Source organism: uncultured Gimesia sp. (assembly GCF_963976445.1).
Taxonomy (GTDB): Bacteria; Planctomycetota; Planctomycetia; order Planctomycetales; family Planctomycetaceae; genus Gimesia.
Genome location: NZ_CAXBKP010000010.1, coordinates 87538 through 112007, shown reverse-complemented (window position 1 = coordinate 112007; position 24470 = coordinate 87538). Strand labels below are relative to the sequence as shown.

Annotated in this window: 21 protein-coding genes; 15 read left to right on the top strand and 6 right to left on the bottom strand. The window is 47.6% G+C overall.

Going from position 1 to position 24470, the window contains the following annotated elements:
* Positions 1-49 precede the first annotated feature (49 nt).
* The 3 genes from AAC022_RS13275 to AAC022_RS13265 all read left to right on the top strand — a co-directional run bounded on the left by AAC022_RS13275 (position 50) and on the right by AAC022_RS13265 (position 2689).
* The gene (locus AAC022_RS13275; RefSeq protein WP_339731626.1) at positions 50-766 is read left to right on the top strand and encodes a YggS family pyridoxal phosphate-dependent enzyme; all 717 of its coding nucleotides are present in this window, start codon (positions 50-52) and stop codon (positions 764-766) included.
* A 9-nt stretch (positions 767-775) separates the two neighbouring features.
* Entirely contained in the window at positions 776-1090 is a 315-nt protein-coding gene (locus tag AAC022_RS13270; RefSeq protein ID WP_339731624.1) for a DUF167 domain-containing protein, read from the top strand.
* Between the two features lie 285 nt (positions 1091-1375).
* Positions 1376-2689, top strand: a complete 1314-nt coding sequence (locus AAC022_RS13265) for a PQQ-binding-like beta-propeller repeat protein (protein WP_339731623.1) — start codon at positions 1376-1378, stop codon at positions 2687-2689.
* Positions 2690-2855: 166 nt separating this feature from the next.
* Here the strand turns inward: AAC022_RS13265 and AAC022_RS13260 are convergent, their stop codons facing one another.
* Positions 2856-3650: a hypothetical protein gene (locus tag AAC022_RS13260; RefSeq protein WP_339731621.1), complete on the bottom strand. Its 795-nt coding sequence runs from the start codon at positions 3648-3650 to the stop codon at positions 2856-2858.
* A 19-nt stretch (positions 3651-3669) separates the two neighbouring features.
* The gene (locus AAC022_RS13255) at positions 3670-5142 is read right to left on the bottom strand and encodes a MotA/TolQ/ExbB proton channel family protein (RefSeq protein ID WP_339731620.1); all 1473 of its coding nucleotides are present in this window, start codon (positions 5140-5142) and stop codon (positions 3670-3672) included.
* 395 nt (positions 5143-5537) lie between these two features.
* Here AAC022_RS13255 and AAC022_RS13250 point away from each other — a divergent pair, with 395 nt between their 5' ends.
* From AAC022_RS13250 to ppk1, 3 genes are all read left to right on the top strand, one after another.
* Positions 5538-6560 (top strand): ROK family protein, encoded by a 1023-nt coding sequence (locus AAC022_RS13250; protein WP_339731618.1) that lies wholly within the window; start codon positions 5538-5540, stop codon positions 6558-6560.
* Positions 6557-8173 carry a Ppx/GppA phosphatase family protein gene (locus AAC022_RS13245; RefSeq protein ID WP_339731617.1) on the top strand — a complete coding sequence of 539 codons (1617 nt, stop codon included), beginning with the start codon at positions 6557-6559 and terminating at the stop codon, positions 8171-8173. Before AAC022_RS13250 ends, AAC022_RS13245 begins: the two co-directional genes overlap by 4 nt.
* A gap of 80 nt (positions 8174-8253) precedes the next feature.
* On the top strand, positions 8254-10374 hold the full coding sequence (ppk1, locus tag AAC022_RS13240) for a polyphosphate kinase 1 (RefSeq protein WP_339731615.1): 2121 nt from the start codon (positions 8254-8256) through the stop codon (positions 10372-10374).
* Positions 10375-10957: 583 nt separating this feature from the next.
* Here ppk1 and AAC022_RS13235 read toward each other — a convergent pair.
* Positions 10958-12256, bottom strand: coding sequence for a Gfo/Idh/MocA family oxidoreductase (locus AAC022_RS13235; RefSeq protein ID WP_339731614.1), 1299 nt, complete (start codon positions 12254-12256; stop codon positions 10958-10960).
* Positions 12257-12919: 663 nt separating this feature from the next.
* On the opposite strand from AAC022_RS13235, the gene AAC022_RS13230 reads away from it, so the two are divergent.
* Positions 12920-13519: a response regulator gene (locus AAC022_RS13230; RefSeq protein WP_339731612.1), complete on the top strand. Its 600-nt coding sequence runs from the start codon at positions 12920-12922 to the stop codon at positions 13517-13519.
* A gap of 276 nt (positions 13520-13795) precedes the next feature.
* The gene (locus tag AAC022_RS13225) at positions 13796-14287 is read left to right on the top strand and encodes a DinB family protein (RefSeq protein WP_339731610.1); all 492 of its coding nucleotides are present in this window, start codon (positions 13796-13798) and stop codon (positions 14285-14287) included.
* A gap of 9 nt (positions 14288-14296) precedes the next feature.
* Here AAC022_RS13225 and AAC022_RS13220 read toward each other — a convergent pair whose 3' ends face one another.
* Positions 14297-15334: a hypothetical protein gene (locus AAC022_RS13220; RefSeq protein ID WP_339731608.1), complete on the bottom strand. Its 1038-nt coding sequence runs from the start codon at positions 15332-15334 to the stop codon at positions 14297-14299.
* Between the two features lie 182 nt (positions 15335-15516).
* Here AAC022_RS13220 and AAC022_RS13215 point away from each other — a divergent pair, with 182 nt between their 5' ends.
* From AAC022_RS13215 to AAC022_RS13185, 7 genes are all read left to right on the top strand, one after another.
* On the top strand, positions 15517-15903 hold the full coding sequence (locus tag AAC022_RS13215) for a globin (protein WP_339731606.1): 387 nt from the start codon (positions 15517-15519) through the stop codon (positions 15901-15903).
* Positions 15904-15942: 39 nt separating this feature from the next.
* On the top strand, positions 15943-16356 hold the full coding sequence (locus AAC022_RS13210) for an HIT domain-containing protein (RefSeq protein ID WP_339731604.1): 414 nt from the start codon (positions 15943-15945) through the stop codon (positions 16354-16356).
* 54 nt (positions 16357-16410) lie between these two features.
* Positions 16411-17418 (top strand): Gfo/Idh/MocA family oxidoreductase, encoded by a 1008-nt coding sequence (locus AAC022_RS13205; RefSeq protein ID WP_339731602.1) that lies wholly within the window; start codon positions 16411-16413, stop codon positions 17416-17418.
* 104 nt (positions 17419-17522) lie between these two features.
* Positions 17523-17930 (top strand): cupin domain-containing protein, encoded by a 408-nt coding sequence (locus tag AAC022_RS13200; protein WP_339731600.1) that lies wholly within the window; start codon positions 17523-17525, stop codon positions 17928-17930.
* Between the two features lie 208 nt (positions 17931-18138).
* A complete protein-coding gene (locus tag AAC022_RS13195) occupies positions 18139-18597 on the top strand; it encodes a hypothetical protein (protein WP_339731598.1) in 459 nt (152 codons plus the stop codon).
* A gap of 50 nt (positions 18598-18647) precedes the next feature.
* Positions 18648-19997: a glutamine synthetase family protein gene (locus tag AAC022_RS13190; protein ID WP_339731596.1), complete on the top strand. Its 1350-nt coding sequence runs from the start codon at positions 18648-18650 to the stop codon at positions 19995-19997.
* Between the two features lie 263 nt (positions 19998-20260).
* Positions 20261-20674, top strand: a complete 414-nt coding sequence (locus AAC022_RS13185) for a PilZ domain-containing protein (protein WP_339731595.1) — start codon at positions 20261-20263, stop codon at positions 20672-20674.
* 81 nt (positions 20675-20755) lie between these two features.
* Here the strand turns inward: AAC022_RS13185 and AAC022_RS13180 are convergent, their stop codons facing one another.
* Together AAC022_RS13180 and AAC022_RS13175 are read right to left on the bottom strand one after the other, a co-directional pair.
* The gene (locus tag AAC022_RS13180) at positions 20756-21934 is read right to left on the bottom strand and encodes an HD domain-containing phosphohydrolase (RefSeq protein ID WP_339731593.1); all 1179 of its coding nucleotides are present in this window, start codon (positions 21932-21934) and stop codon (positions 20756-20758) included.
* Positions 21935-21945: 11 nt separating this feature from the next.
* A complete protein-coding gene (locus AAC022_RS13175; protein WP_339731591.1) occupies positions 21946-23964 on the bottom strand; it encodes a response regulator in 2019 nt (672 codons plus the stop codon).
* Positions 23965-24470 lie beyond the last annotated feature (506 nt).

Below are 24470 nucleotides of genomic sequence, written 5' to 3'. Positions count from 1 at the left end.
CGCTTAACGGATATAGAGACTTTTGCCCCCAGCTGTGGAAAACCCGGGAATGGACGACCAAACTGACATCATTCAAAAAAACGACGCACAGATTCAAAGCCGCATCAATGCGGCCTGCGTACGTTCGAAACGCTCCCGAGAGTCAGTCACATTAATCGCGGTAACAAAATATGCCCGCATGGAATGGGTTTCCGCGTTGATTGAACTGGGGGCGACTCACCTGGGTGAAAGCCGCACTTCACAACTGGAAGAACGGGCTATGCTGCTCCCCGATCATTTACACTGGCATTTCATCGGCCCGCTGCAACGTAATAAAGTCAGACGCACCATCCAGCACAGCAGCCTGATCCACTCGGTTGATTCCCTGAAGTTACTGACGGCCATTGATCGCATCGCCGCAGAATCCGGTTTACAACCACGAGCGCTGGTTGAAGTCAATCTTTCCGGCGAGCCGAATAAAAAAGGATTCTCCAGAGACGAACTCTTAGCCAGTTGGAATTCCGTTTGTGCAGTCTCTCACGTTACGATCGCGGGATTGATGACAATGGCACCACACGCGACCGATCCGGAACTGGCCCGCCCTGTTTTTAGAGAATTATCGCAGCTGCGCGACCAACTCCAGGCGATGTCCCCTGCGCAGGTGTCGCTGGAGGAACTTTCGATGGGCATGAGTGGTGACTTTGAAGTGGCCATCGAAGAAGGGGCAACGTTAGTACGCATCGGGAGCGCTCTGTATGAAGGATTGGAATCAGAACCAGGAAATTGAGAATGCGACGTGACAATAGACATACAGCTTGAATTCGATGGCGCGGCGGTTCTGCTTCCTGTTCGCGCGCAACCCAAATCCAGTAAGAACCGCATTGAAGGGATTCACGACGGCAGGCTCAAAGTCTGTGTCACACAGGCACCGGAAAAGGGCAAAGCGAACAAAGCCCTGCTGAAAGTGATCAAAGACGGACTTCAACTGAAACGATCACAAATCGAGCTATACAAAGGGGAAACGGCGGGCCTGAAAGTATTCCGGATTACCGATATCTCGCCAGATGAATTGCGCAACAAGATTCAGGATGCCTTAGAACACTCCGGATAACTCCCGTCTGCTGAGACATGTCTCAAACGGGTTGGATTAGTCGCATTCCCTCATCCTAGCCTCTTCGCTGAGAATGGAATCCGCTGCTTCCTGTTTAGGAATCTTTGGGACGTAGATTGCAGCGACCTGAATAGACTCATATAATTATGAGTCGTGTGCCCGTATCTTACCCCCAAGAGGCCATCGCCCTGTTTTTTGAATTCCCACAAGCAGAAAGCGGCTGCGAGAATCTCGAATTTAATTCCCCACCTGGTCTATAAGATCTCACAAAAGGACTATTTGACTATGAGTTATTCAATGCCCGTTCGCCTGCTCCTGGGAGCCTTGCTGGTTTGCGGACTTCCCCTGTCATCCAAAGCGGCTGAGCCCACGAAACTTTCAAAGTCATGGGAACAATGGCGAGGCCCCAATCGCCTGAACCATTCCTCTGATACAGGACTACTCAAAGACTGGAATGCGACTCCCCCCAAACTGGTCTGGACTACAACTGGTCTGGGAAAAGGATACGCCAGCGTTTCGATCAAGGACAATCGCCTGTTTACTACGGGAAATCTTCCAGATGGTCAGGCTGTGATTGCCATCAATACTGATGATGGAAAAATTTTGTGGAAGACAAATCTGGTGGATTTGAACCCCAAACATGGATATCCCGGCGCACGCTGCACTCCTTCCATTGACGGCGATCGACTGTATGCGGTTTCTTCCAATGGCGCGATCTCCTGCCTTAGTGTTGAAGATGGGGAGATCATCTGGACGAAAAATTTCGAAGAAGAATGGGACGGAAAGATGATGTCCAAATGGGGGTTTTCGGAATCGCCCCTTGTCGATGGCGACCTGGTAATCTGCACGCCCGGTGGGAAAAAAGCGATGATGGTCGCACTGGATAAAACGACGGGAAAAGAAGTCTGGAAAACATCCGTCTCTGACCTGGGCGAAAAAGGGAAAGACGGTGCCGGCTATTCTTCAATCGTGATTTCAAATGCTGGTGGCGTGAAGCAATATGTCCAACTCACCGGCCGTGGGCTGATTGGTGTTCGTGCCAGTGATGGAAAATTGTTGTGGAACTACAACCCGGTTGCTAACGGCGTCGCCAATATTCCAACCCCGATTGTTTCCGGAGACTATGTATTCACTTCAACTGGATACGGAACAGGCAGTGCTCTGGTGAAACTTTCGAAAGAGGGTGACGGGATTAAAGCCGAAGAAGTTTATTTTCTTGATCCGAAAACGCTGCAAAATCACCATGGTGGCCTGATCCTCTACAAAGATCATATCTATTGTGGACATGGACACGGCAAAGGGTTTCCAATCTGTGTTGAACTGAAAACAGGTAAGGTTATCTGGGGCAAAAAAGAAGATAAAATTCGGGGCGAAGGATCAGGCTCAGCTGCAACGACCCTCGCCGATGGCCACCTGATTTTCCGTTACGAAAGTGGCGATCTGGCTCTCATCGAAGCAACGACTGAAGGGTACAAACTGAAAGGCAGCTTCAAAGCAGATCAGGTTTTAGGGAAAGCCTGGGCTCATCCTGTCGTTTGCGGCGGAAAGCTGTATCTGCGAGAACAGGATGTTCTGATGTGCTATGATCTGAAAGAATAATCTTCGATCAACAAATGATCTGAAACAGAAAGCTCTGTCGAGATACCTCGGCAGAGCTTTTTTTATTGTCGCACGAAACACTCAAAACTGCTTCAGACTTCTCTGATCAGAATCAACGTATTCCATGAGCGGGTGACTTCCTGCGAAAAATGCAATCAGAGCCTGCTCAACCTGCCGCGTTCTTAAATTTGCTTAAGTCAATTTTCCCATTCCCTTCGACGGGTAATTTTCCGTTGGGACAGTAACGGGAGCGGGCCACGCTGGAGGCGATATTATAGGTATAAACAGCGTCCTCACGAATCAGAAAGATCACCGTCCCTTTATTTTGTGCGCCAATTTTATCGAGCAATTCCACAAACGGCAGACTTTTCCTCAAATCGTCTCGGCGAACGCGTAAATCCTTAGAAGGACCATCCAGAACCAAAATTCCATTTTTCGTGCATTCAATAAAAGTCGGATTCAGATCAACGCCCGTACCACCTGGCTGAATTCTTACTTCCGCGGCAACTGGGTTTTCCCGTTTGTTTAATTCGACTTTGAGTTTATCGATTTCCTTTTGCAGCATCATCGGTTCATCTTTGATCGCTTCAACACGCTTTTCCAGACGATTCGATTCCGCCAGAAGTTTCACTTTTTCTTCTGGCGTGATGTCATTTGGAATTTTCGTTTTTTCCTGTTTGAGTTTCTTGAGCTCCTCCAGAGCCAGGATCAGATCACGATTCAGTTTTGACAAATCTTCAATCTGGCTTTTGACTTCGTCAATGTTCTCTTGTTTCTCTGTAATCTTCTGTTGCTCTTGTTCAAATTCTTCAACGCGCTTCCAGACATCATCCTGTTGATCCATCTGGCTCAGCGCCATGGCAGTGATCATGAGCGTCAGAACACCAATAACGCACGCCAGAATACTGAGAAACGGAAACAGAGAAACCGTTTCTGTATCGTTTTGCTTTTTCTTTACCACTGAATCACCATAACTCTGGTTATCGTACTTTCCTGGAATTCCCAAACAGTCCCCAGCGTTTGCGAGGGGCTTCTACCTGCTGAATCAGCACCTGCTTTTCTCCCAGATCAGACAAAACCGTGTTGAGTCCGTTCAAACCCTGCTGGACCCCATTAAATGATTGTGTCAGCACGCCGGCTGCTTCAGCCATTTCCGTTGCATCTCCATTCATGTTTTCCAGGTTTGTTGCATGTGCTGACTGCAGTGCGGTCATTTTCTCTTCAACCGTTTCCAACTGCTTCATTACCTGTTGCACCTGATTGAGCTGCTCCTCCTGCTGAGAACGAATTTTCTCATCGATTTTGCCCCAGGATTTCATTACGGACTGGGACAGGGTACTGCCGATCCCCTCCAGTTTTTCAATCCAGGTCTGCAACTCCGCATGATGGTTCGCCATCGCTTTATCAATAGTACGCTGGATCAGACGTCGATGATCTTTTTCATCACCTCCGCCACCACCAGGCTCGCTCTCCTTAAGTCGTTTCAGCAGGTTTTCATTACAGTATTCATCTACCCAGTTCAGCAGATCCTCTTCCGATTTCTGCATGGAACTACTGGGAAACATCACCAGCATACTCATCACCAGTGCGACCAGAGTCGTATCAAAGGCAGTTGATAGTCCGCCAGTCACACTCCCCAGAGACTCTTTCAGAGCAGAGATGTCTGAGGCTTTATCCATCCCCCCAGCGAAGCCCCCCACCGCGGCACTAATCCCGATCACGGTACCGATGAACCCTAAAATCGGAATCGCCCAAATGAAGACTTTGAGAATGGTATAACTGGAATCGACCGCCGTTGCGTCAATTTCTGATTGTGATTGTAGACGGTTGGAAACCTCGGAACTGCTTCTCAAAACACTGAAATGCTCCAGTCCTCGAAGTACGCGATTCACGAGAAAACTTTCACGTGGATCAACGGGCAGGTTTTTGACATGCTCGATGAAATTGGCAACGGTCTTCTCGGAGATCTCTTCTGAAATATCTGTCGGCAGCGTATCAAACAGCATCGAATCCTTCTGTTTGGCAAGCTTGCGGGATTTCAAAATCAGAATTGTGGCAGACCAACTCATCAAAAAGACCAGTGCGAATGGCACCCAGCCCCGGTCTAAAAACAATTCTCCCAGGTAATAATTCCGGAAAGGGAACATCAACGCGATAAATATGACAGACGCCGCGATGGCAATGACACCACTCTTGGAGAGGCTGACCTCGGTACCATCGGCCCAGCCACTAGAGACATGTTTCTTCCCCCCCCGACTGCTGGTCGCTGGCTTGCTTGAAGTACTTCCTGCTGCCGAACTTGTCACATCAATCGATGTATCAATAATCGGCGTTTCAGGTTTTTTGACCAGCATCGTATGATGGCAGTAAGGACAGCGAACTTTCTTCCCTACATTTTCATCACGAACTTTGAGTTTTTTAGAGCATTTTTCACAGGGAAACTGGAAATACATGGAAGGAACCCCAGGGGACTGTAATCTTTAGTGCAGTGACATTTTGGAAAATAATCCAAGTGGAAATCATTCTTGCCAGTTTATCCAAGGTGTCGCTGAGTCTAAAGTCAACAAGCCACAGCATTCTTTGAATCTACCCAAAGACCTTGTTTTATCAGGGCCTACCCTTAGTCTTGAGACGGCTAGGTTATACAAACAAACACTCTTCCAGGGTCAATTAGAAAAAAAAAGTATCCAAGCTTGTTAATTAAGATCTAAATTCACCAGAATACACGACATAAGAACAATTCGTTATACTGGGGGCAGCTCGTTGTAATTCCATTAATACGAAATATGTTCTTTATCCGACGATGTTTCGAGCGGAGATCATATCTTTAAAAATAGAAAATTAATACATGTCTACTGAATCACCAGAAACAACGAACCGCTACTGGGCCGGGTTCGATCTGGGCGGCACCAAAATGCTGGCCAAAATATTCGATTCACAATACAAAACACTCGGAAAGAAGCGAAGAAAAACCAAAGGTCATACAGGTGTCGAACAAGGCCTGGAACGGATCGTTCAAACGATCCATCAGGCATTGGAAGAAGCGGGATTGACTCCCAATGAATTAGCGGGAATTGGCGTTGGCTGCCCGGGGCCGTTGGACCTGGAAAATGGGATCATCTTCGAAGCGCCCAATTTAGGCTGGTACAACGCACCGGTAAAAGAGGTTCTGGAAAAAGCCTTCGGTTGCCCTGTCGTCATTTGCAATGATGTGGATGCCGGCGTCTATGGTGAATATCGCTTCGGTGCAGCGAAAGGCTCAACATCTGCAATGGGCATCTTTCCCGGTACAGGAATTGGAGGAGGCGCCGTCTATCGTGGCCATCTGATTCAGGGCAGTAAAAGCTCCTGTATGGAAATTGGACATATCAAAATTTTACCTGAAGGTCCGGAATGTGGTTGTGGTCAGCATGGTTGTCTGGAAGCCCTCGCCAGCCGTCTGGCAATCTCTGCCGCGGCCGCACAGGCTGCCTATCGAGGTGATGCCCCGACCCTGCGGTCCATGGTAGGGACAGACATTTCCGATATCCGAAGCGGAATACTTGCCTCCGCGATTAAGGGTGGCGATCGAAGTATCGAAAAAATCATTCTCCGCGCTGCGGAATATATTGGAATCGCTGCCGGAAATATGGTCCATATTTTTTCTCCCGAAGTCATTGTTCTGGGAGGCGGGCTGGTGGAAGCAATGCCCGATCTGTTTGTGCCAGCCGTTGCGGAAGCCACACGCCGCAATGTGATGCCGACTTTTAAGGACTCGTTCAAAGTCGTTGCCGCACAGTTGGGAGATGATTCTTCCGTCATGGGAGTGGCTGCCTGGGCTCGAACAGTGATTCAGGAAACGGCATTATTAAAAAATGAAACCAAAGTATGAATACAAAAGATTCCACGTTGGCTGAAACAGCCACCAGTTCCAATCGTTCCGATTCTGCCCCCAATCGCCTGATTGCGGTCATCGATATCGGTACCGGCGCGATTCGTATGGCAATCGCGGAAGTGAAAGAAGACGGAACCGTCTATGCACTGGAGCGGCTTTCCCAGGCAGTCACGCTGGGAGAAGATACATTTCAGACGCGTAATATTCAGAAGGCGACGATGGAAGAATGCGTGCGGATTCTCAAAAGTTACCGCCGGCGCTTAGATGAATATCAAATTTCCCGCGATGATCAAATTCGCGTTGTTGCCACCAGTGCGGTTCGTGAAGCAGACAACAGACTGGCATTTACAGACCGCATTTTCATCGCAACCGGTTTTGAAGTCTCTCCGTTAGACGAAGCAGAAGTCAACCGAATTACCTACCAGGGAATTCGCCCCTACCTGGCAGCAAAACCAAATCTGGATGAATCTCAGACCATCGTGACCGAGATCGGCGGAGGTACGACCGAACTGCTGCTGGTGCAAAACGGAAATGTGTTGTTCTCCAGTAATTATCGCCTGGGGGCGCTGCGCCTGCGTGAAATGCTCAAAGGCTATCGCGTGCCTTTAGCCAAAGAACGTACGATTATGGAGAATCAGATCGAGCGAGTGATTCAGCAGATTGTACATGAAGTTCCAGCAGATAAATCAATCAAACTGGTTGTGCTGGGCGGCGACGTGCGGTTTGCTCTGGCACAATTACGTCCCGAGGATGAAATTCCAGAGCCAGGAAATTCACCGGATGAACTGGACAGACTCAAAGTTTCTGAACTCAGCAAGTTTACAGATAAAATTCTGCAGAAAAACGAAGATGAACTGGTGCAAAACTACCATCTTGCGTTCACCGATGCAGAAACACTGGGACCAGCCCTATTGGCTTACACCAAGCTGGCTCAGGCGTATCAGCTGAAATATATTTACGTCACCAAAGCCAACTTTCGCGATGGTTTGCTGAAAGAAATGGCAGACCAGAGCACCTGGTCGGATGAATTTTATACACAGGTCATTCGTTCGACGATTGATTTCGGCAAACGCTTTGATTTTGATGAAGCACACGCACGGCACGTTGCGTTTCTGGCGGACACCCTGTTCCAGTCGCTGCAAAATGAACATAAACTCGATTTACGGAATCGGCTGTTATTATACACGGCTGCCTTACTGCATGAAATCGGCATTTATGTAAATCAGAGTGGTTACCATAAGCATTCGATGTATTTAATCAGTAATGGGAATCTGTTTGGACTGGGACAGTCCGATTTATTACTGGTTGCGTTAATTGCTCGCTACCATCGGCGGGCCTCTCCCAAAGCTACACATCCGGGATATTCAACACTGGATCGCTTCAGCCGGATTGCCATCGCCAAGATGGCAGCAATCCTGCGGGTCGCCGATGCATTGGATTATTCCTACAGTCAACGCGTCCAGGAAATTGAATGCGAGATTGCGAATGGACAGTTGATTATTTCTATCCCGCATGTGGAAGATGTTTCTCTGGAACAAATTGCGTTGGTCGAAAAAGGCCCTTTTTTTGAAGAAGTATTCGGGCTCAAAGTACATTTGAGAAAAAAATAACAAGTAAAAAAGTCGCGGCTGTAGTGCCTCCTAAGGCCGCTCTATGAATATAACAATCTTACTAATTTAACAGGTTGCTCATGGCCCCTAAAGCTTCGAAATATCTCAACCGGGAATTAAGCTGGTTGGAATTTAATCAACGGGTACTAGATGAAGCCCATGACCCCGAGATTCCCTTACTGGAACGTCTCAAATTCCTGGCCATCACCAGTTCGAATCTGGATGAATTTTTCATGGTCCGCGTGGGAGGCCTCCATTTATTACAGGCCAGCGGAAACACGACTTCAGACCCTTCCGGAATGACCCCCAAAAAGATCCTGAACGCCATCAGCCTCCGCGCTCATCAAATGATGGCGGAACAATATCAGTGCCTCTTGGGAGAAATTGAGCCTCCTCTGGCAGCAGCCGGGTTCCAGCGAGCAAATCCTCAGGAACTGACCGATGCGCAACGGCGGATTGTCGAACAGGTTTTCAGAGACGAAATCTATCCCGTCCTGACGCCAATGGCGGTCACGCCTGAGATGGAATTCCCGTATCTTGTGAATCATACATTAAATATCGTAGTCCGTCTGGCCCCTGATGAAAAAGCAAAACAACCACAGGATCGGTTTGCGATCATCCCATTTGGGAGAACAGAATTTCGGTTTATCACGCTCCCTTCCGAAGGCGGATATCAATATCTGCCCCTGGAAGACGCCGTCTGTCTGTTTATCGAGCAGTATTTTGGGGGAGAGCAAGTACTGGAAAGTATTCCCTTCCGGGTCACCAAAAACGCCGACGTTAGTCTACAGGACGAATTTGCCTCAGATCTGCTGCACCAGATGGAAGACATGCTCGATCAACGGAAGCAGGGAGATTGCATCCGGCTGGAAATCGCCGAAGCCGTTTCGGCAGAGACATTGGAATTCCTGGGGCGGGGCTTAGGCGTCCTCGATGAAAACGTCTATCGGATACCCGGTCCGCTGGATCTCACCGCGTTTATGAGATTGACCGACATCTCCGGATTTGATGCGCAGAAAGATATAAGCTGGCCACCTCAACCTTCTCCTGAAGTGAATCCTCGCATCAGTATGTTCGAGAATATTTCCCGTCAGGATATTCTGTTATGCCATCCCTATGAAAGCTTCGAGCCGGTTGTCAGATTGATTGAAGAAGCCGCTGTGGACCCCGATGTGCTGGCCATTAAACAGATCTTATATCGCACCAGCAAACACAGTCCCATTGTCGCGGCCTTGATCCGTGCGGCAGAACAAGGCAAGCATGTCACGGCCATCGTGGAACTCAAGGCTCGCTTTGATGAGGCACGCAATATCGAATGGGCCAAAAACCTTGAGCACGCGGGCGTGCAGGTCATCTACGGCGTGAAAGGGCTTAAGACGCACGCCAAGGTCTGCTGCATTGTCCGTCGGGAGCCAGAGGGAATTCAACGCTATCTGCATTTTGGTACGGGGAATTACAATGATGCCACGTCGAAAATTTATAGCGACATCAGTTATTTCACTTGCGACGAAGTTTTGGCCTCTGATGCAATCAACTTCTTCAATTCGATTACCGGCTATTCGTTACCCCAGAATTATCAAAAACTGGAAGCGGCTCCCATCAGCTTAAGGGATAAAATCCTGGATCTGATTCATCATGAAACAGAACGCAAAAAACAGGGACAGAAAGCGCGCATTATCGCCAAGGTCAATTCGCTTGTGGACCCGGAAATTATCAATGCCTTATATGAAGCATCAGAAGCAGGCGTCAAAATTAAACTGAATATTCGGGGCATCTGCTGTCTACGGCCCGGCGTTTCCAAATTGAGTAAGAATATCGAAGTAGTCAGTATCATCGACCGCTTCCTGGAACACGCGCGGATTCTGTATTTCTATCACGGCGGAGACGAACGGGTATTTATCTCCAGTGCTGACTGGATGCCTCGCAACCTGGACCGACGGGTGGAATTACTGGTTCCGATTGAAGAAGAAAAAAGTCATCGAAAAGTGATCAAGCTCCTCAATACTTATTTTGAAGACAACGCCAAGGCCCGTGTCCTGAACAGCAACGGCGTCTACGAACGCATTACCCCGAGCAAGGAAAAGAACGTTGTGCGCTGCCAGCAGGTGCTGTATGAAGAAGCGGTGGCAGCAATCAAGCAGGCAGAAAAAGCAGGCCGTACCGTTTTTGAACCGCACATGGCGCCCGAAGATCAGAAATAGTCCGAACCACTTTCTTTCTCCGTGTGTCAGTACACAGGAAATCAGTACCTTTTTGCAGTACGCAGTCCCGTGTTGTTAATCTCTGTAAAAATCGGATGAATCGATAAATCCATATCCTATTCTGAGAGAATAAGTTACGGCTGACTGTCATTCCCGGTTTAGAGATTTTCCTCGGGTTTATGACAAAAAGGTATTGCCTCATTGAGGGGAATGGTAAAAATAAGTGTAGATCATGTATCGCACCCACGCAGTGCGATAGGACTAAAGCCTGTGTTCAAGTTGGAGCTACAAACCGATGAAGAATCAGGGAGTTTATCCAAGAAAAGGAGGTGATTGAGTGGACAGTTATTGTTGTAGCCAGGAAGGTGGTTGTTCTTAGCGACTACTGGCGGGTTGTCATTGACAGCCACCACTCGTAAGGGTCACCTCGATCCTAACGAAAATTGACTAGAGGCTGACCTGCATTCGCGTAGGTCAGCCTCTTTTTTTAAAAGTTTGAAGTGCCTGCAAAAAAAACAGCACCGGATTCATTTTCCGATGCTGTTTTTTGTTTTGATCAAGCTTCTGATTCACCGCCGCAGTCTTAGACTTCGTTCGGTACAACAAATGGCTTGCGATACTGTCGTGTCAGGAATTGATCCGCTTCCGGATCATTCACAAACTGCTCCGTTTTCGGATCAAAATTTAATTGACGTCCCAATCGGAATGCAATGTTCCCCAAATGGGCAATCCCGGAACTGGTGTGAGCCGTTTCCACAGGACCGTTCAACGTCTCTGATTTGCGTGAACGGACAGCGTCCAGGAAGTTAGTGAAGTGAGCCACAACGGGATCGTCACCTTTGTTTTTTGGACCAGGTTCCCGTTTTCTCCCCAGAAAGATTTCGTAGGAATTGTATCCCTTAACGACCATGTATCCTTCCGAACCGTAGAAAATATTGCCGACCGTGGCGCCATCTTCAGTGTTCGTGTTCCAATGGCGGACTTCAAACTGAATCATCTTGTTTTCTTCAGGATAGAAGTAATTTGTGGAGAGCACTTCCGGAGTTTCCTTATCGTCATCCCACAGGAACTTGCCTCCCATCGCCGTAATCTGTGACGGTAGCTTTACATCCAAGCCCCACAGGCACATATCGGTTTCGTGCACTCCCTGATTTCCAACATCGCCGTTCCCATAGTCCCAGGTCCAGTGCCAGTTATAGTGAACCAGGCGGCGGGAGAATTCCGTTTCCTGAGCAGGCCCCTGCCACAGGTTCCAGTCAAGCGTTTCGGGGGCCTTTTCATTCGGTTTCTTTCCGATCGAGGGCCGCCAACGGTAGACCAGACCACGTGACATATACACCTTGCCGATCGTTCCGTTGCGAAGATGTTCCACACCTTCCTGGATTGCGGTCTGGCTGCGAAGCTGGACCCCATGCTGCACGATCCGTTTGTATTTCTTTGCCGCTTCAATCATTTTGCGACCTTCGAACAGATTATGTGAACCCGGTTTTTCCACATAAACGTCTTTTCCAGCCTGACAAGCCCAGATCGTCGCCAGGGAATGCCAGTGATTGGGGGTGGCCACTGTTACGACATCAATATCATCACGGTCGAACACCTTTCGCATGTCTGTTTCTGTTTCGACTTTACGACCGTATTTTTTCTCGAATTCGGTAGCCCGCTTTGCCAGTACTTGTTTGTCAGGATCACAAAGTAATACGACATCCGCACCATCAATTTCACCAATGGCTTTAATATGTGTACGACCGCGCCCATTCACTCCCAGAACGGCGACTCTGATTTTTCCATTTACATCTGCGCGTGCCGTATTTCCCAGCAACGAAGTCGCAGCCACAGCACCTGCGCTGGTTTGAAGAAAATTGCGTCGTGTGACTTCGCTCATAATTTATCCTTTTTAGTGTTAACTTGTGATGCATTGAAACAGGAAGTAGACCGTCTTAGACGCATGCTTCCGTGTTTAGAATATCGTAAGTTTCTGGTCAGGCAATGTCCAGACTATGAATGATCTTCGCCTTAAATAACCTCCACAGAAATTTCTGGAAAAGTAGTTCCGACTGTAAGGGCATGTCATTGATTCATTCTTGCAACACAATGCAGCGTGTTGTAAATGCTTGATTTACCATAAATTACCGATTTGACATCACTGAGAGTACTACAAACCGTTGATTTTAAGCGACAGGTATTACTCTTCAAAAATGGTTTCTGTAGCGATTAACACCAGCGATCTGGCAGCTGCTTTACTGAAAATAGTCCGAGTTAGAAAAAAATTGTGTTATACTTTTGAAGGACAAAACATGAATAACATTAAAAACACAACCTGTAACATTTTAAGAACGATGGACTTCTGTCAGGGAACAGAATCCATCACTGTTAAATAACTCATAACTCAAAAGCTCGCCCCTCCTGCAGGGCGAGCTTTTTTTGTTTGTTGTAAGTTTTGTTTGTTGTAAGTAATGACCTTCACAACCAATCTGAATTCTGTTGCAAAATGTAGTTCAATCAGGGGACTTTAATTGTTGTATTGTTTAAATAGAAAAAGGGGCGTATGAAAGTACTAGTAGTCGATGATGTTGGATACACGTGTTATGTGCATACCAGACTTCTAGAAGAGCTTGGCTACGAAGTCTTATGTGCCTCTTCTGGATTTGAAGCACTCTCTATTCTAGAGAAAAACAGTGACATTAAAATTGTCTTCTCCGAATTGGTAATGCGAGAGCTTGACGGTCTGGACCTGTTTCTTAAGGTCCAGCAACAAGAGCACTATAATGATGATGGGCAAATGGAAGCCCCCATGTATTTCCTGATGACGAGTATCCAGCCTGCTAATAAAGCCCAATGTCGTCAAACAGAACGACTGGAACTTGCCAAAAAACTGGGAATCACCGGCGTCATCTACAAAACCCGTGATCGCGAAGAGCTCAAAGATGCATTCGCTGATACATTAAAAGAGACCCTGGGCGAACTCTCGGAAGCAACGCCTATCGACATTTATTCGCCGGCACAAGCACTCTGCGAAGTGATTAAAGATATCATTGAAACCAAGAATCTTGAAGCCGCTGAAGAGTTCCATGATCTCATGACATGTCAGGCAGAATACCTGGAGTATTTTATCGCCAATTCGCGACAAGTCGCTGAGCTGGCTTAACCGTTTCTACGTCACTCCATCAACGAAAACATCAGCTTGTCCCACGATCGTGGGGCAGGCTGATGTTTTCAATGAATGCCTTGGCATCGGCAATAGTGAATTTGAACGTCTCACCTTTTTACTAATTCCGTCTGTTTGATTGCCTTTCGCTTCCGATCAAACTATCATCAAAACGTGTGATACACAATCAGAATTCCTGTCGAAATCTGATAAGCTCATACTACAAGGCCGACTTCCAGATTGATTCATTCAGATACACACACCGAAAGCATTCCCATGAGTTTGGCAGAACACATTAAAACGACTCTGGAACTTCCGACATTCATCGTCCATCAATATCTCGAAGATTTATCAGACGCCGATCTGTTCGTCAGGCCGGCTGAAAAGATGAACCATATTGCCTGGCAGCTCGGGCATTTGATTCAGAGCGAGCATTTTCATGTGACGCAGGTCTTCCCCGGTACCATGCCAGCATTACCGGATGGTTTTCAAGAGCAATATACAAAAGAAACGGCAGCCAGTCAGAACCCGGCTGATTTTCATACGAAGGCAGAATACCTGCAATTGATACAGGAACAACGACAGGGCACGCTCAAAGTCCTCGCGGGACTTAGCGATCCACAACTGATGCAGCCCGCGCCCGAAACCGTGAGTTATCTGGGACCTACTGTGGGCTGTATCTTTGCGGGAGAATCCACGCACTGGATGATGCACGCCGGACAATGGGCGGTTGTCAGACGGAACCTGGGAAAACCGCCCCTCTTTTAATTTCTGAGATCACTCTGTTTCAGACTGCTTGAAGGGCTCGGGTTGAACCCACTTCGTATACGCGCGAGGTGCTCCCGGTAAATGGTTCCCTTTCTCTTCCGGCGTCCCCAGAGTGACTGCATACAGGTAGCCGTTCATCTCTCCCACCAGCCGCGTATGCAGAATCTGGTTTTGGGGATTGAGGTGAATCAGTAAGCGGACCTGATCTTTTAAAGCAGCATAGGTCACGAAATCGCCCGCTGAAGACTCGCTGAATTTGAGATCCTGCTTGAAGCGATCCTGCATCCGATGCGTGGCACGATAAGTTCCTCCCGTGAGGCTCACTACTTTTTTGCCACGGAACAAGACATTCCGGTCATCGTAAGCCAGAACAACCAGTCGACGTCGTTTACTCCCTTTCAGCCAGCCAAGAAACTTCTTGCCATGCTGATCTTTTTCGCTGAATGAATAGTTTGCATCCAGAAATATAAACTGGTCGACCTGGTCCGGAATCGCATCCGATCCGTTAAGGAATCCCCATAAAAAACTTCCCCCGCCACTATGACAGGCGAGAGTGAGCTGCAGTCCCTTCAGTGGAATCGCTTCCAGGATTGTGTGGACCATCGTTCGGATCAGCTTCGGGTTATCCGGATGTCTGGCGCGCCAGCGTGGCCAACTTAAACCCTGTGCTTCCAAGCAGACCAGGATCAGGTTTTCACGTTGATTCAGAGTCTGCCATTTCCGGTGCTGGGCTGCGATATGCTGAATATCAAAGTGCCAGTCGCGGCCCTCTCTCTGCTGGCAGCCCAGTGTCTGCTCAATCGTACTTCCGTTCGGAGTCGAGAACAGGATCACACGACTCGGATTCTCTGGAACAATCCGCTCTGATCGGGGAGCGACGATAATCAACCGCACTTCCGGTTCCAGTTGCAGGTAAGAGATTTGCTCATGAAACCAGGGGCTTGTCTGAAAGCCAGGCCAGACAGGCTGCGCAGCTTCGACTGTTTGCAAAAACGAAGTACAAAACAGGGCAATCACAATAATAAAACAGGTGAGTCGGCTCTGCATACCATTTGACCTTCAAGGATCAGATCGAAAACTCCCACAGGATGAAGCAGCTACAGGGTAGGAATCTTCTGTGTCAATTTCTAAGATACCATAATCTCACCGAATGATGAAAACACGATTTGCTTCATTCTTTCACATAAAACAGAAATCTTCTCGCATCAGGATACAGAAAACAAACGCAGATGAGCCAGATTACCGTCGAAGAAATTTACGATCACCTGGGCGAGGAGAAACTGCAGCAACTGATCGCCGCCTTTTATCAACGCGTGAAAACGGATGACATTCTGAACCCCATGTACCCGGCTGATGATCTGAAAGGTGCAGAATATCGCTTAAAGGAATTTTTAGTTTATCGACTGGGCGGCCCTCAGCGGTATCTGGATGAACGAGGGAATCCTGCTCTGCGAATGCGGCACGCTCCCTTTGCCATCAATCAAAGTGCCCGTGATCGCTGGATGGAATTAATGAAAAGTGCGATGGATGAAACAGAACTTCCGGCTGATGTCAGGCAGGCACTCGAATCCTTTTTTGATCAGATAGCAACTTTTTTAATCAATCAAGCCAGCTAATGATTTGTCTTTCCCTCAGGTTATGAAATAGGTTCCATTATGAAACTGGATGACCGACTACAGGCAGACTGCACACTGATTAGTGAGCTCGGAGAATCGACGCTGCTCTTAATGAATAATGCGCTGGTAGACTGGTTCATCCTGGTACCCCGCTGTGAAGAAATTGAATTGACCAACCTCCCTTTTGAACAGCAGGCAGCGATTTTAAAGGAAGTCAATCTGGTGGCCCGTTTTATCCAACAGACATTGGCTCCGGATAAACTAAATATCGCCACTTTGGGCAATGTGGTCAGTCAATTGCATATTCATGTCATTGGAAGAAAGCAGAGCGATCCTTACTGGCCTGCTCCCGTGTGGGGTCAAGCAGAATCACAGGCTTACACAGATTCGGAAATCACAGTCATCAAAGACGCGTTTGATAAATTCCTTCCGACTCAAACAACCCAGATCTGACAAAAACCAGATTCATCAAAAACTGAAACACCTTGCCATAGATAAAACAGCACCATGACCAATCAACCATTACGCATCGGAGTCCTGGGTTTAATTCATGATCATGTCTGGGATCACCTGCCGCAATTGCAGCATTCCCAGAATGCAGAACTGGTCGCCGCCTTTGACAGCAATCAGGCACTGCGCGATCGCATATCAGACGAATATCATTGTCCCGTGTATGCGACCCCCGATGAACTATTTGCGCAGCATGAACTGGACGGCGTCTATATTTTCAGCAGTAATAAACAAGGAGCAGAACTGGCTTTGGCAGCAATCAGCCGAGGCATCCCTGTCATGATCGAAAAACCGATGGCGGCGAATCTGACACAGGCAGAAGCAATGCTGACGGCAGCCCGTGAACAGAATGTGTGCCTGATGGTGAACTGGCCGTTTGCCTGGTGGCCACAAATGCAACACGCGATTACCATGGCGCAAGCAGGAGAAATTGGAGAGATCTGGCAGGTCAAATACCGGGCCGCCCATGCTGGCCCTAAAGAGTTGGGTTGCAGCGATTACTTTTGTGACTGGCTGTTTGATGCCGACTTAAATGGCGCCGGAGCCATGATGGACTACTGCTGCTATGGCTGCGTGCTCTCCAGTCTCTTACTGGGTATGCCCGAATCGATCACGGGAATTGGTGGCGTGTATCGACCTGAGCCATTAGGTGTGGAAGACAACGCGCTCATTGTCATGCAATACCCGAACGCGATCGCCACCGCTGAAGGCTCCTGGTCTCAAATTGGAAAACTAACCGCCTATGCGACTGCCATTTATGGAACGAAAGGCACGCTCATCGTCGAACCCCAAAAGAAGGGGCGGTTAATGCTGGCTACGGAATCACAGCCTCTGGGCGAAGAGGTCAAAGTGCAATGCCCACTACTTGATTTACAGACGGCAACCGAACACTTCACACATTGCATCCGTACCGGCGAAGAACCCTGGGGACTCTGTAGCCCGCATACCAGCCTGGAAGCCCAGCGCATTCTGGAAGCGGGCGTGCAGCAGATCAAACCAGTCTGAAACTGATATCCAAGTGGTATTTCCAATCAAGGCCTTTCACTCCTGGCTATAGAGTCATAAAATGAAAGGGAAATCCATAGACTCTTACAAAAGGATTAAAAATCATGACACAATCATATATAAAAGCCGGTGAACTAATCGATGTGAGTCCCTTGGGATCCGAGCTGGAGTCAACCAAAACAGCGACTCTGGTAAAAACCGATGATCTGGAAATCATTCGTCTGATTCTCAAAGCCGGAAAGTCGCTCCCCAATCACACCGCCCCGGGAATTTTAACGGTTCATTGCCTGGAAGGACGTGTCCAGTTTAAGTGTCTGAATCAGACGCATGAACTTACCGCAGGCAAGCTGATCCATTTACCCGATGCCGAGCCCCATGCCGTGGAGTGCCTGGAGTCGGCTGCTCTGTTACTGACCATCGTTCGTTCACACACACCCAGTCCACCGATCGATGAAGTCGATGAAGCTTCTGAAGAATCGTTTCCTGCTAGTGACCCTCCCGCCTGGACATGAGCAAAGGGTTCGTAGCCTGAATTAGTACCGGGTATAGAATGACTGTCATTCTTAGAACGTATTTCTGAAACACTGCCATTGTCTGTTTAAGACGAAGATTGTATTTTTTGAATTCTACTGTGATCTAGTTCTTATTCAGAATCAGCGAAATGAACTATAATAGAGTCTGTTGTTTTTCGTCAGTCAAGCGCACATTGAGGAGCGAACCATGAGAAGTCTTTTTGCAGTCATCGTCTGTGGAGTATTGATTACAGGCTGGGGAGACCAGGCAGACCGCTTTTCCTCACTCCAGGCGAACGAAAAGTCCACTGTAGTGAAACAGCGCAAAGGTAAAAATAATCCGACGCAAGAAAACGTTTCTAAATTCATGCAGGCTAAGCTGGACAGTTCCAAAGATGTTCTGGAAGGACTTGTAACGGAAGATTTCGATCTCATCCAAAAAGGGACTAAAAAGATGATCGAAATGAGCAACGCAACTGAATGGCAAGTCGTCGAAGGACCGGTTTTTGCGCAACAAAGTGCGGAATTTCGTAATGCCGCGAAAGAAGTCTTAAATTACGCCAAGAAAAAGAATCTTGATGGCGCTTCACTCAGTTACCTGCATCTGACCATGACCTGCATCGCCTGTCATAAACAGATTAAGAAAAGTGTTGTTGTGATGAAATAAGTACCACCGAGGTCATTCACATACTGAGCCTTTTCAGCACTGAGCAACAGATGCAGCGTGACACGTTGGAGAAACAGATAATCGAACACAACGTAGAACTGGTACGTGCCATCTATGTTGGCCCCGATGGGATCACTCGCGGCAAAGCGTTCCGACCAAGTAGCCTCAATGAAATTCTGGAATCCGGTCTGGGGCTGACTCAGGCACAGGCTTCAGTAACCGTATTCGATCATCTGCCCCCCGAAAGCGAATTTCAACCGGTGGGTGAAGTTCGGATTCGCCCGGACCTCGATACATTTCAAGTATTGCCGTACCTCCCGGGGCATGCCAGAATGCTTTCGGATATTGAAACGATTGATGGCCAGCCTTGGGAACTCTGCCCGCGCAGTCTGCTTAAGACATTTTTGAATCAACTGTCTGCAAAGGGAATGGTGATTCGCGCGGCCTTTGAAAATGAATTTACGATTTTCATCAATGAAAATGGAGAATGGCAGCCTCTCGACCAGTTGAACTGTTTCAGTTCTGCGGCTATGGATTTGGCCAGCCCTTATATTTTACCAATCATAGCGGCTCTTGAAAAACAGGGGGTCATGGTTGAAAAATACTATCCGGAAGCCGGACACGGACAACATGAAATTCCGGTTCGGCATCAACCCGGAATGCAGGCCGCAGACCAACAGGTTGTATTCAGGGAAACCGTTCGTGGCACGGCGTTGGCGAATAACTTTCGTGTTTCCTTTATGCCTAAGCCTGCACCGGAAACGGCCGGAAATGGTTGCCATATCCATTTTAGTTTGTGGGATTCCGACTGCGAGCGAAATCTATTCTATGATGCCGGGGGAGAGTATGGCCTTTCTCAGACCGCCCGACATTTCATGGCTGGCATCTTGAGCCACTTACCCGCGTTGATGGCGTTTACTGCACCGACAACAAACTCTTACAGCCGGTTTGTCGAGCGATGCTGGAGTTCGTGTTACGTCTGTTGGGGCCCCGATAATCGTGAAGCGACAGTTCGTGCGGCCTCCGGGTTTCGAGGACGCGAATCTGCTACGGTAAATCTGGAGTATAAACCGTCCGATCCAACGTGTAACCCCTATCTGGCATTATCAAGTCTCATCTGCGCGGGCCTGGATGGAATCGAGAACGAGTTGAACCCTGGAGAACCGGTTTTAACCGATCCCGCGCTATTATCACCACAAGAACGAGAGAGGCGTGGTTTGACAAGATATCCCATCGATCTGGCAGCAGCACTCAGCGCACTGGAACAGGACGATGTGTTACGCGACGGACTGGGAGTACGTCGCGTCACTGACTATGTCACCATGAAACGGGCAGAAATTGAAATGATCGATTCTCTGGGCAAAGATGCTGAACAGCAGGCCTATCTATTCCGTTTTTAATCATCCATTCCCGGTTGACATCAGAACTTTTTAACAAACTCGGACATTCAAATGGGATGAATCGATAGAATCAAACCGATTCTCCCATTCGATAAATGTGTGCTATCCGTGAAAGATTGTCGGCTGCAGGAATCCCCCAGTGTACAGAGCGGTGCACTTCAGGGTGTTTTCATTTGATTTTTTGCGGTGGTAGCATAAATTTCGGTGTAACAAATGTTTTTTGGAGGTTTCTCACTCGGTTCCACAATAAAGGACAAACAGTATTGAAGAGATTTACAGATTACTATCAGTATTCTACCCAGCAGAAACATTTACTCAGCAAAGCGCTGAATATTCTCGGTCTTGTCGAAGAGCGTGCTAAGCGGATCTATGCCGACCAGCGAGTACATAAAAGAATCGATTATCGCGGCTTAATTGTCGTTTCGATTCCCGAAGGCTTCTCCAAAGCAATTGAGATCTACTCCGGAGAAATGGTCACCGTACTGGGACGCTCGCTCTCTCAATCTGGCATCTCACTGGTAAGCCCAGATGTGATTCCACAAGAAGAAATCTTCATCAAGCTTCCCTTAAACAGCCCGGTTCACACTTGGTTCAGTTCCAAAATTGTACGCAGGCGAAAAGTCCTGGATAATTTTTGGGAGTACGGCGTTCAATTTCTGGCGCGAGTCGATGTCTGACAGTTCTCTGCAGAGATGCAGGTTCAAGAATCAGACGACGATGATCAGATTTCAGCAAAAACCGTTTTAGGTGAGCCGACTTCAATCGGTTTCGGCATAATCAATTTGCACCTGAATGATTTCCTGACGTCGCTTTGCAAACGCATCCAGTACATTCGGGTCAAACTGAGTCCCCCGCCCTTCCTCCAGAATCTCTAGAGATTTAACAAGTGGGAAGGCTGGTTTGTAAGAGCGTTTGCTCATCAGCGCATCAAATACATCAGCCACGGCGGTAATGCGTCCTTCCAGGGGAATATCTTCTCCACTCAATCCCAGCGGATACCCATTCCCATCCCAACGCTCGTGATGAGTCATAGCGATGATCTTTGCCAGGTTCAGAATGGGGGAATCAGGAATGTCCATAATTTTTGCCCCCATCTCCGTATGCATCCGGATCAATTGCGCCTCTCGCTCGGGCAGGCAATCGACGATCTTCTTACCGAAACCGCAATGTTTTTTCATCGTATCATACTCTTCCGGCGTCAACTTGCCAGGTTTGAGCAAGATCGAATCTTCGACTCCGATTTTACCTACATCATGTAACTGGGCAGCGGGTTCCAGTAAACAGAGTTCTCTTTCTGATAAACCAAGTTCCGCTCCAATAATCCGCGCGTATTTACCCACGCGAATCACATGCTGCCCTGTATCATCATCTCGAAATTCGGCAGCCCGCGCCAGACACTGAATCACACTCAAGCGAGATGCTTCCAGTTCTGCCGTTCTTTGACGCACTGCTTCTTCGAGTGACTCGGAATTCGCTTTGAGCTGGTCTTGATAAATCTTCACATTTAACACATTTCGAATTCGGGCAATTAACTCTCCATGATGGATGGGTTTAGCCAGCAGGTCCGTTGCCCCCTGTTTCAGTGCTGATATTTTTGTTTCATTATCAGAACTGGCTGTCAGAATAATTACCGGAGTGGTCTGTAAATCCTGATGACCTCGAATCTGCCCCAGTAGATCCAGGCCGGATACTTCGGGCATATTAATGTCCGATAACACTAAATCGGGTTGCTCAGTCTGAATCATGGAAAATGCGTTACTGGAATTATCAGTAGAAATCAGGTTACTAAATCCTTCCATTTCCAGATAATACCGGATCATATCAATATTGATGCTTTCATCATCAATAATGGCAATACAACACTGTTCGAATTCATTTCGATCGGTGAGTTTTTTTTTATTCTGAGTCAATGGACTATCCAGCGTCGAACGGATCATAGCTTCTCTCATTACCAAATGTTCTGCAAATCGTTAATCTCTGTTTTCCTCGCGGTGAGACGTTGGTTCAATTTTGCCAGCTCCATGAGCAATGCCGCGGCTGGCTCTTTTTCTTTTGATTTCGCTGCCAGCTCTAATTGTAAGGCAGATTCAGTGAGACAACTGAACCCCGCTGTCCCTCCCGTCCCTTTGAGCCAATGGGCCAAATCTCCCAGTCGCGACCAGTCAGATCGGTTCAAAGCATTTTGCATCTCTTCAATCTTAACTGACAATCGCGTAATAAATTCTTCGACGATAGCAAAGATCTGTGGTATCTCTGTGGGGAGATCAGAGATGATCGGAGTGATGTCATCTGAAGTCAGGCAACATGGTTTGGGTACCATTTGTAAATCTGTCTGGGACTTGGAAGATTGCTTTAGTGCAGGTAAATGCAACGCGACTGTTTGCAGCAAGCTATCAATGCTAATTGGTTTTGTCAGGAAATCAGAGCAACCTGCAGACAGGCATTTATCTCGATCCCCGCGCATGGCATTGGCCGTTAAAGCAATGATCGGCAACGAGCAGCCTCGCGAACGTAGTGTTCTGGTCGCGGTGTATCCATCCATGAGCGGCATTTGCATATCCATCAAGATTAAATCGAACTCATCACGCTCATATTCCAGCAGTGCCTCTTCTCCATTTTCGGCACATGTGACCGTCGCATGTGCATTTCTCAGCACCAGTGAAATCAAATCACGATTGGTTTTCCCATCATCAACCAGCAAGACATGGGTCCCCTGAAGAAAGCTGGTTTCGCGGTTTTTCGGTTTACATTCTTCATTTGAAGTAAACGCTTCTGTGGGGGGGGCTTCAAATATGTGAACACCATCCAGGGTCCCCACATCGACCCACAATCGAAACAAGCTGCCTTTGCCGACTTCACTTTCAACCGTTAAATCTCCCCCCAGCCCTTCTGCAATCTGTCGGCAGATTGTCAGTCCTAAACCCGTACCACCAAAACAGCGCGTGATGGAAGAATCGGCTTGCGTAAAAGGAGAAAATATATTCTTCAAATTATTGGCTTTGATCCCGATTCCTGTGTCGTGCACTTCAACAACGAACCGTGGATTGACTTGACTCTGATCGAGAGTGGCCATCAATTTCACACTTCCGTGTTTTGTAAACTTCAGTGCATTACCAACAAGATTGATTAGAATTTGCTTTAACCGCATCGGATCAGTGTAAATCGTTTCAGGAACGCTACTGGTCCACTGGCATTCCAGAGTAAGCCCTTTCTCTTTCGCCTGCACACGCATCGTAGAAAGCACTTCAGAGATGATTTTATGGGGCGAGTAATTTTGTTTTTCAAACTCCATTCGACCTGCTTCAATTTTTGACAGATCCAGAATGTCATTGATCAACCCCAGCAGATGCTCTCCATTTTTGTAAATCACATCCAGATATTCTTGTTGCTCGTCTTTCGATCCAACCCCGCGTCGTAATACATCAGTGAATCCCATAATCCCGTTCAACGGAGTACGGATTTCATGACTCATATTCGCTAGAAAGTAGCTCTTTTCGTGATTGGCTATTTCAGCAATGGTTTTCTGTTCCAGCAGAATTTGACATTGAAAATGGACCAGTCTCGCGACATCCAAATAACGGTATTCCTCGTTTTCACATTTGATGAGCAGGGGCTCATACAACTCTGATGGGGGACGGTTAAATAATTCCTGGACTGCGTCGACGATGGGAGAAGTATCATTGAGTTCGAGAGCCGTCGAATTGATACGGTGTAATAATTTCGACACCGGTTTCCGAGAGAATATCGACCCGCTGAAAAATTGCGACATGTGCTCAAAATAGGAATTTCTTGAAAGAAGTCCATAAAACTCTTTGTCATCCTGAACAAGCAAGCCGACGACCTCTGGTCGAGATTTAAAGTAAACGCCGACCTCTGAAATCATTGTGTCTGGTGTTACAGATTCATTTTGTAACTGAAGATCGGCTAACGTCGAATGCGTCGTTAAATGATAAGAATTTGTTGTCATCGACATGGTTCTCGGATGCTGTGGGATTCAACAACTTTTAAGGAACTCAGCTCTCTAAATAAAGAGAGCCTCTGGTTTTTTAATCCGCCGTAAAAAAAGCAATTCCTGGAGGAAGTTGCGTTACTTTCACATTCTAAAAATAGTATTAATCTTCCCCTCGAATGGCAGCTTTTAATAAATTCCTGTGCGTGACACAAAGCAAACCGATCCTTTGAAATGGGCGTCATTTTGTAAGTGCAGACATATCAGGACTTAAGAGAGTTCCTTGGTCGTCAAATTAAAACAGGAGGGATTACTCCCCTATGTAAAAGTGTATGGCTGAATAATTCGCAAAATCAGCACGATGTGCTGCTGACAAAACGAATCGGGAGACTGCCAGTTTTTAGGTGAATCGAAGTTCTCGGCGGTGATATCTAGTCCATCTGAGAGCGGGTACGTTCCCTGTCAGCGTCTCTTTGTTACACTGCTCGTCAATTCTTCAAAATATAGAATTGATCTGCCGACAT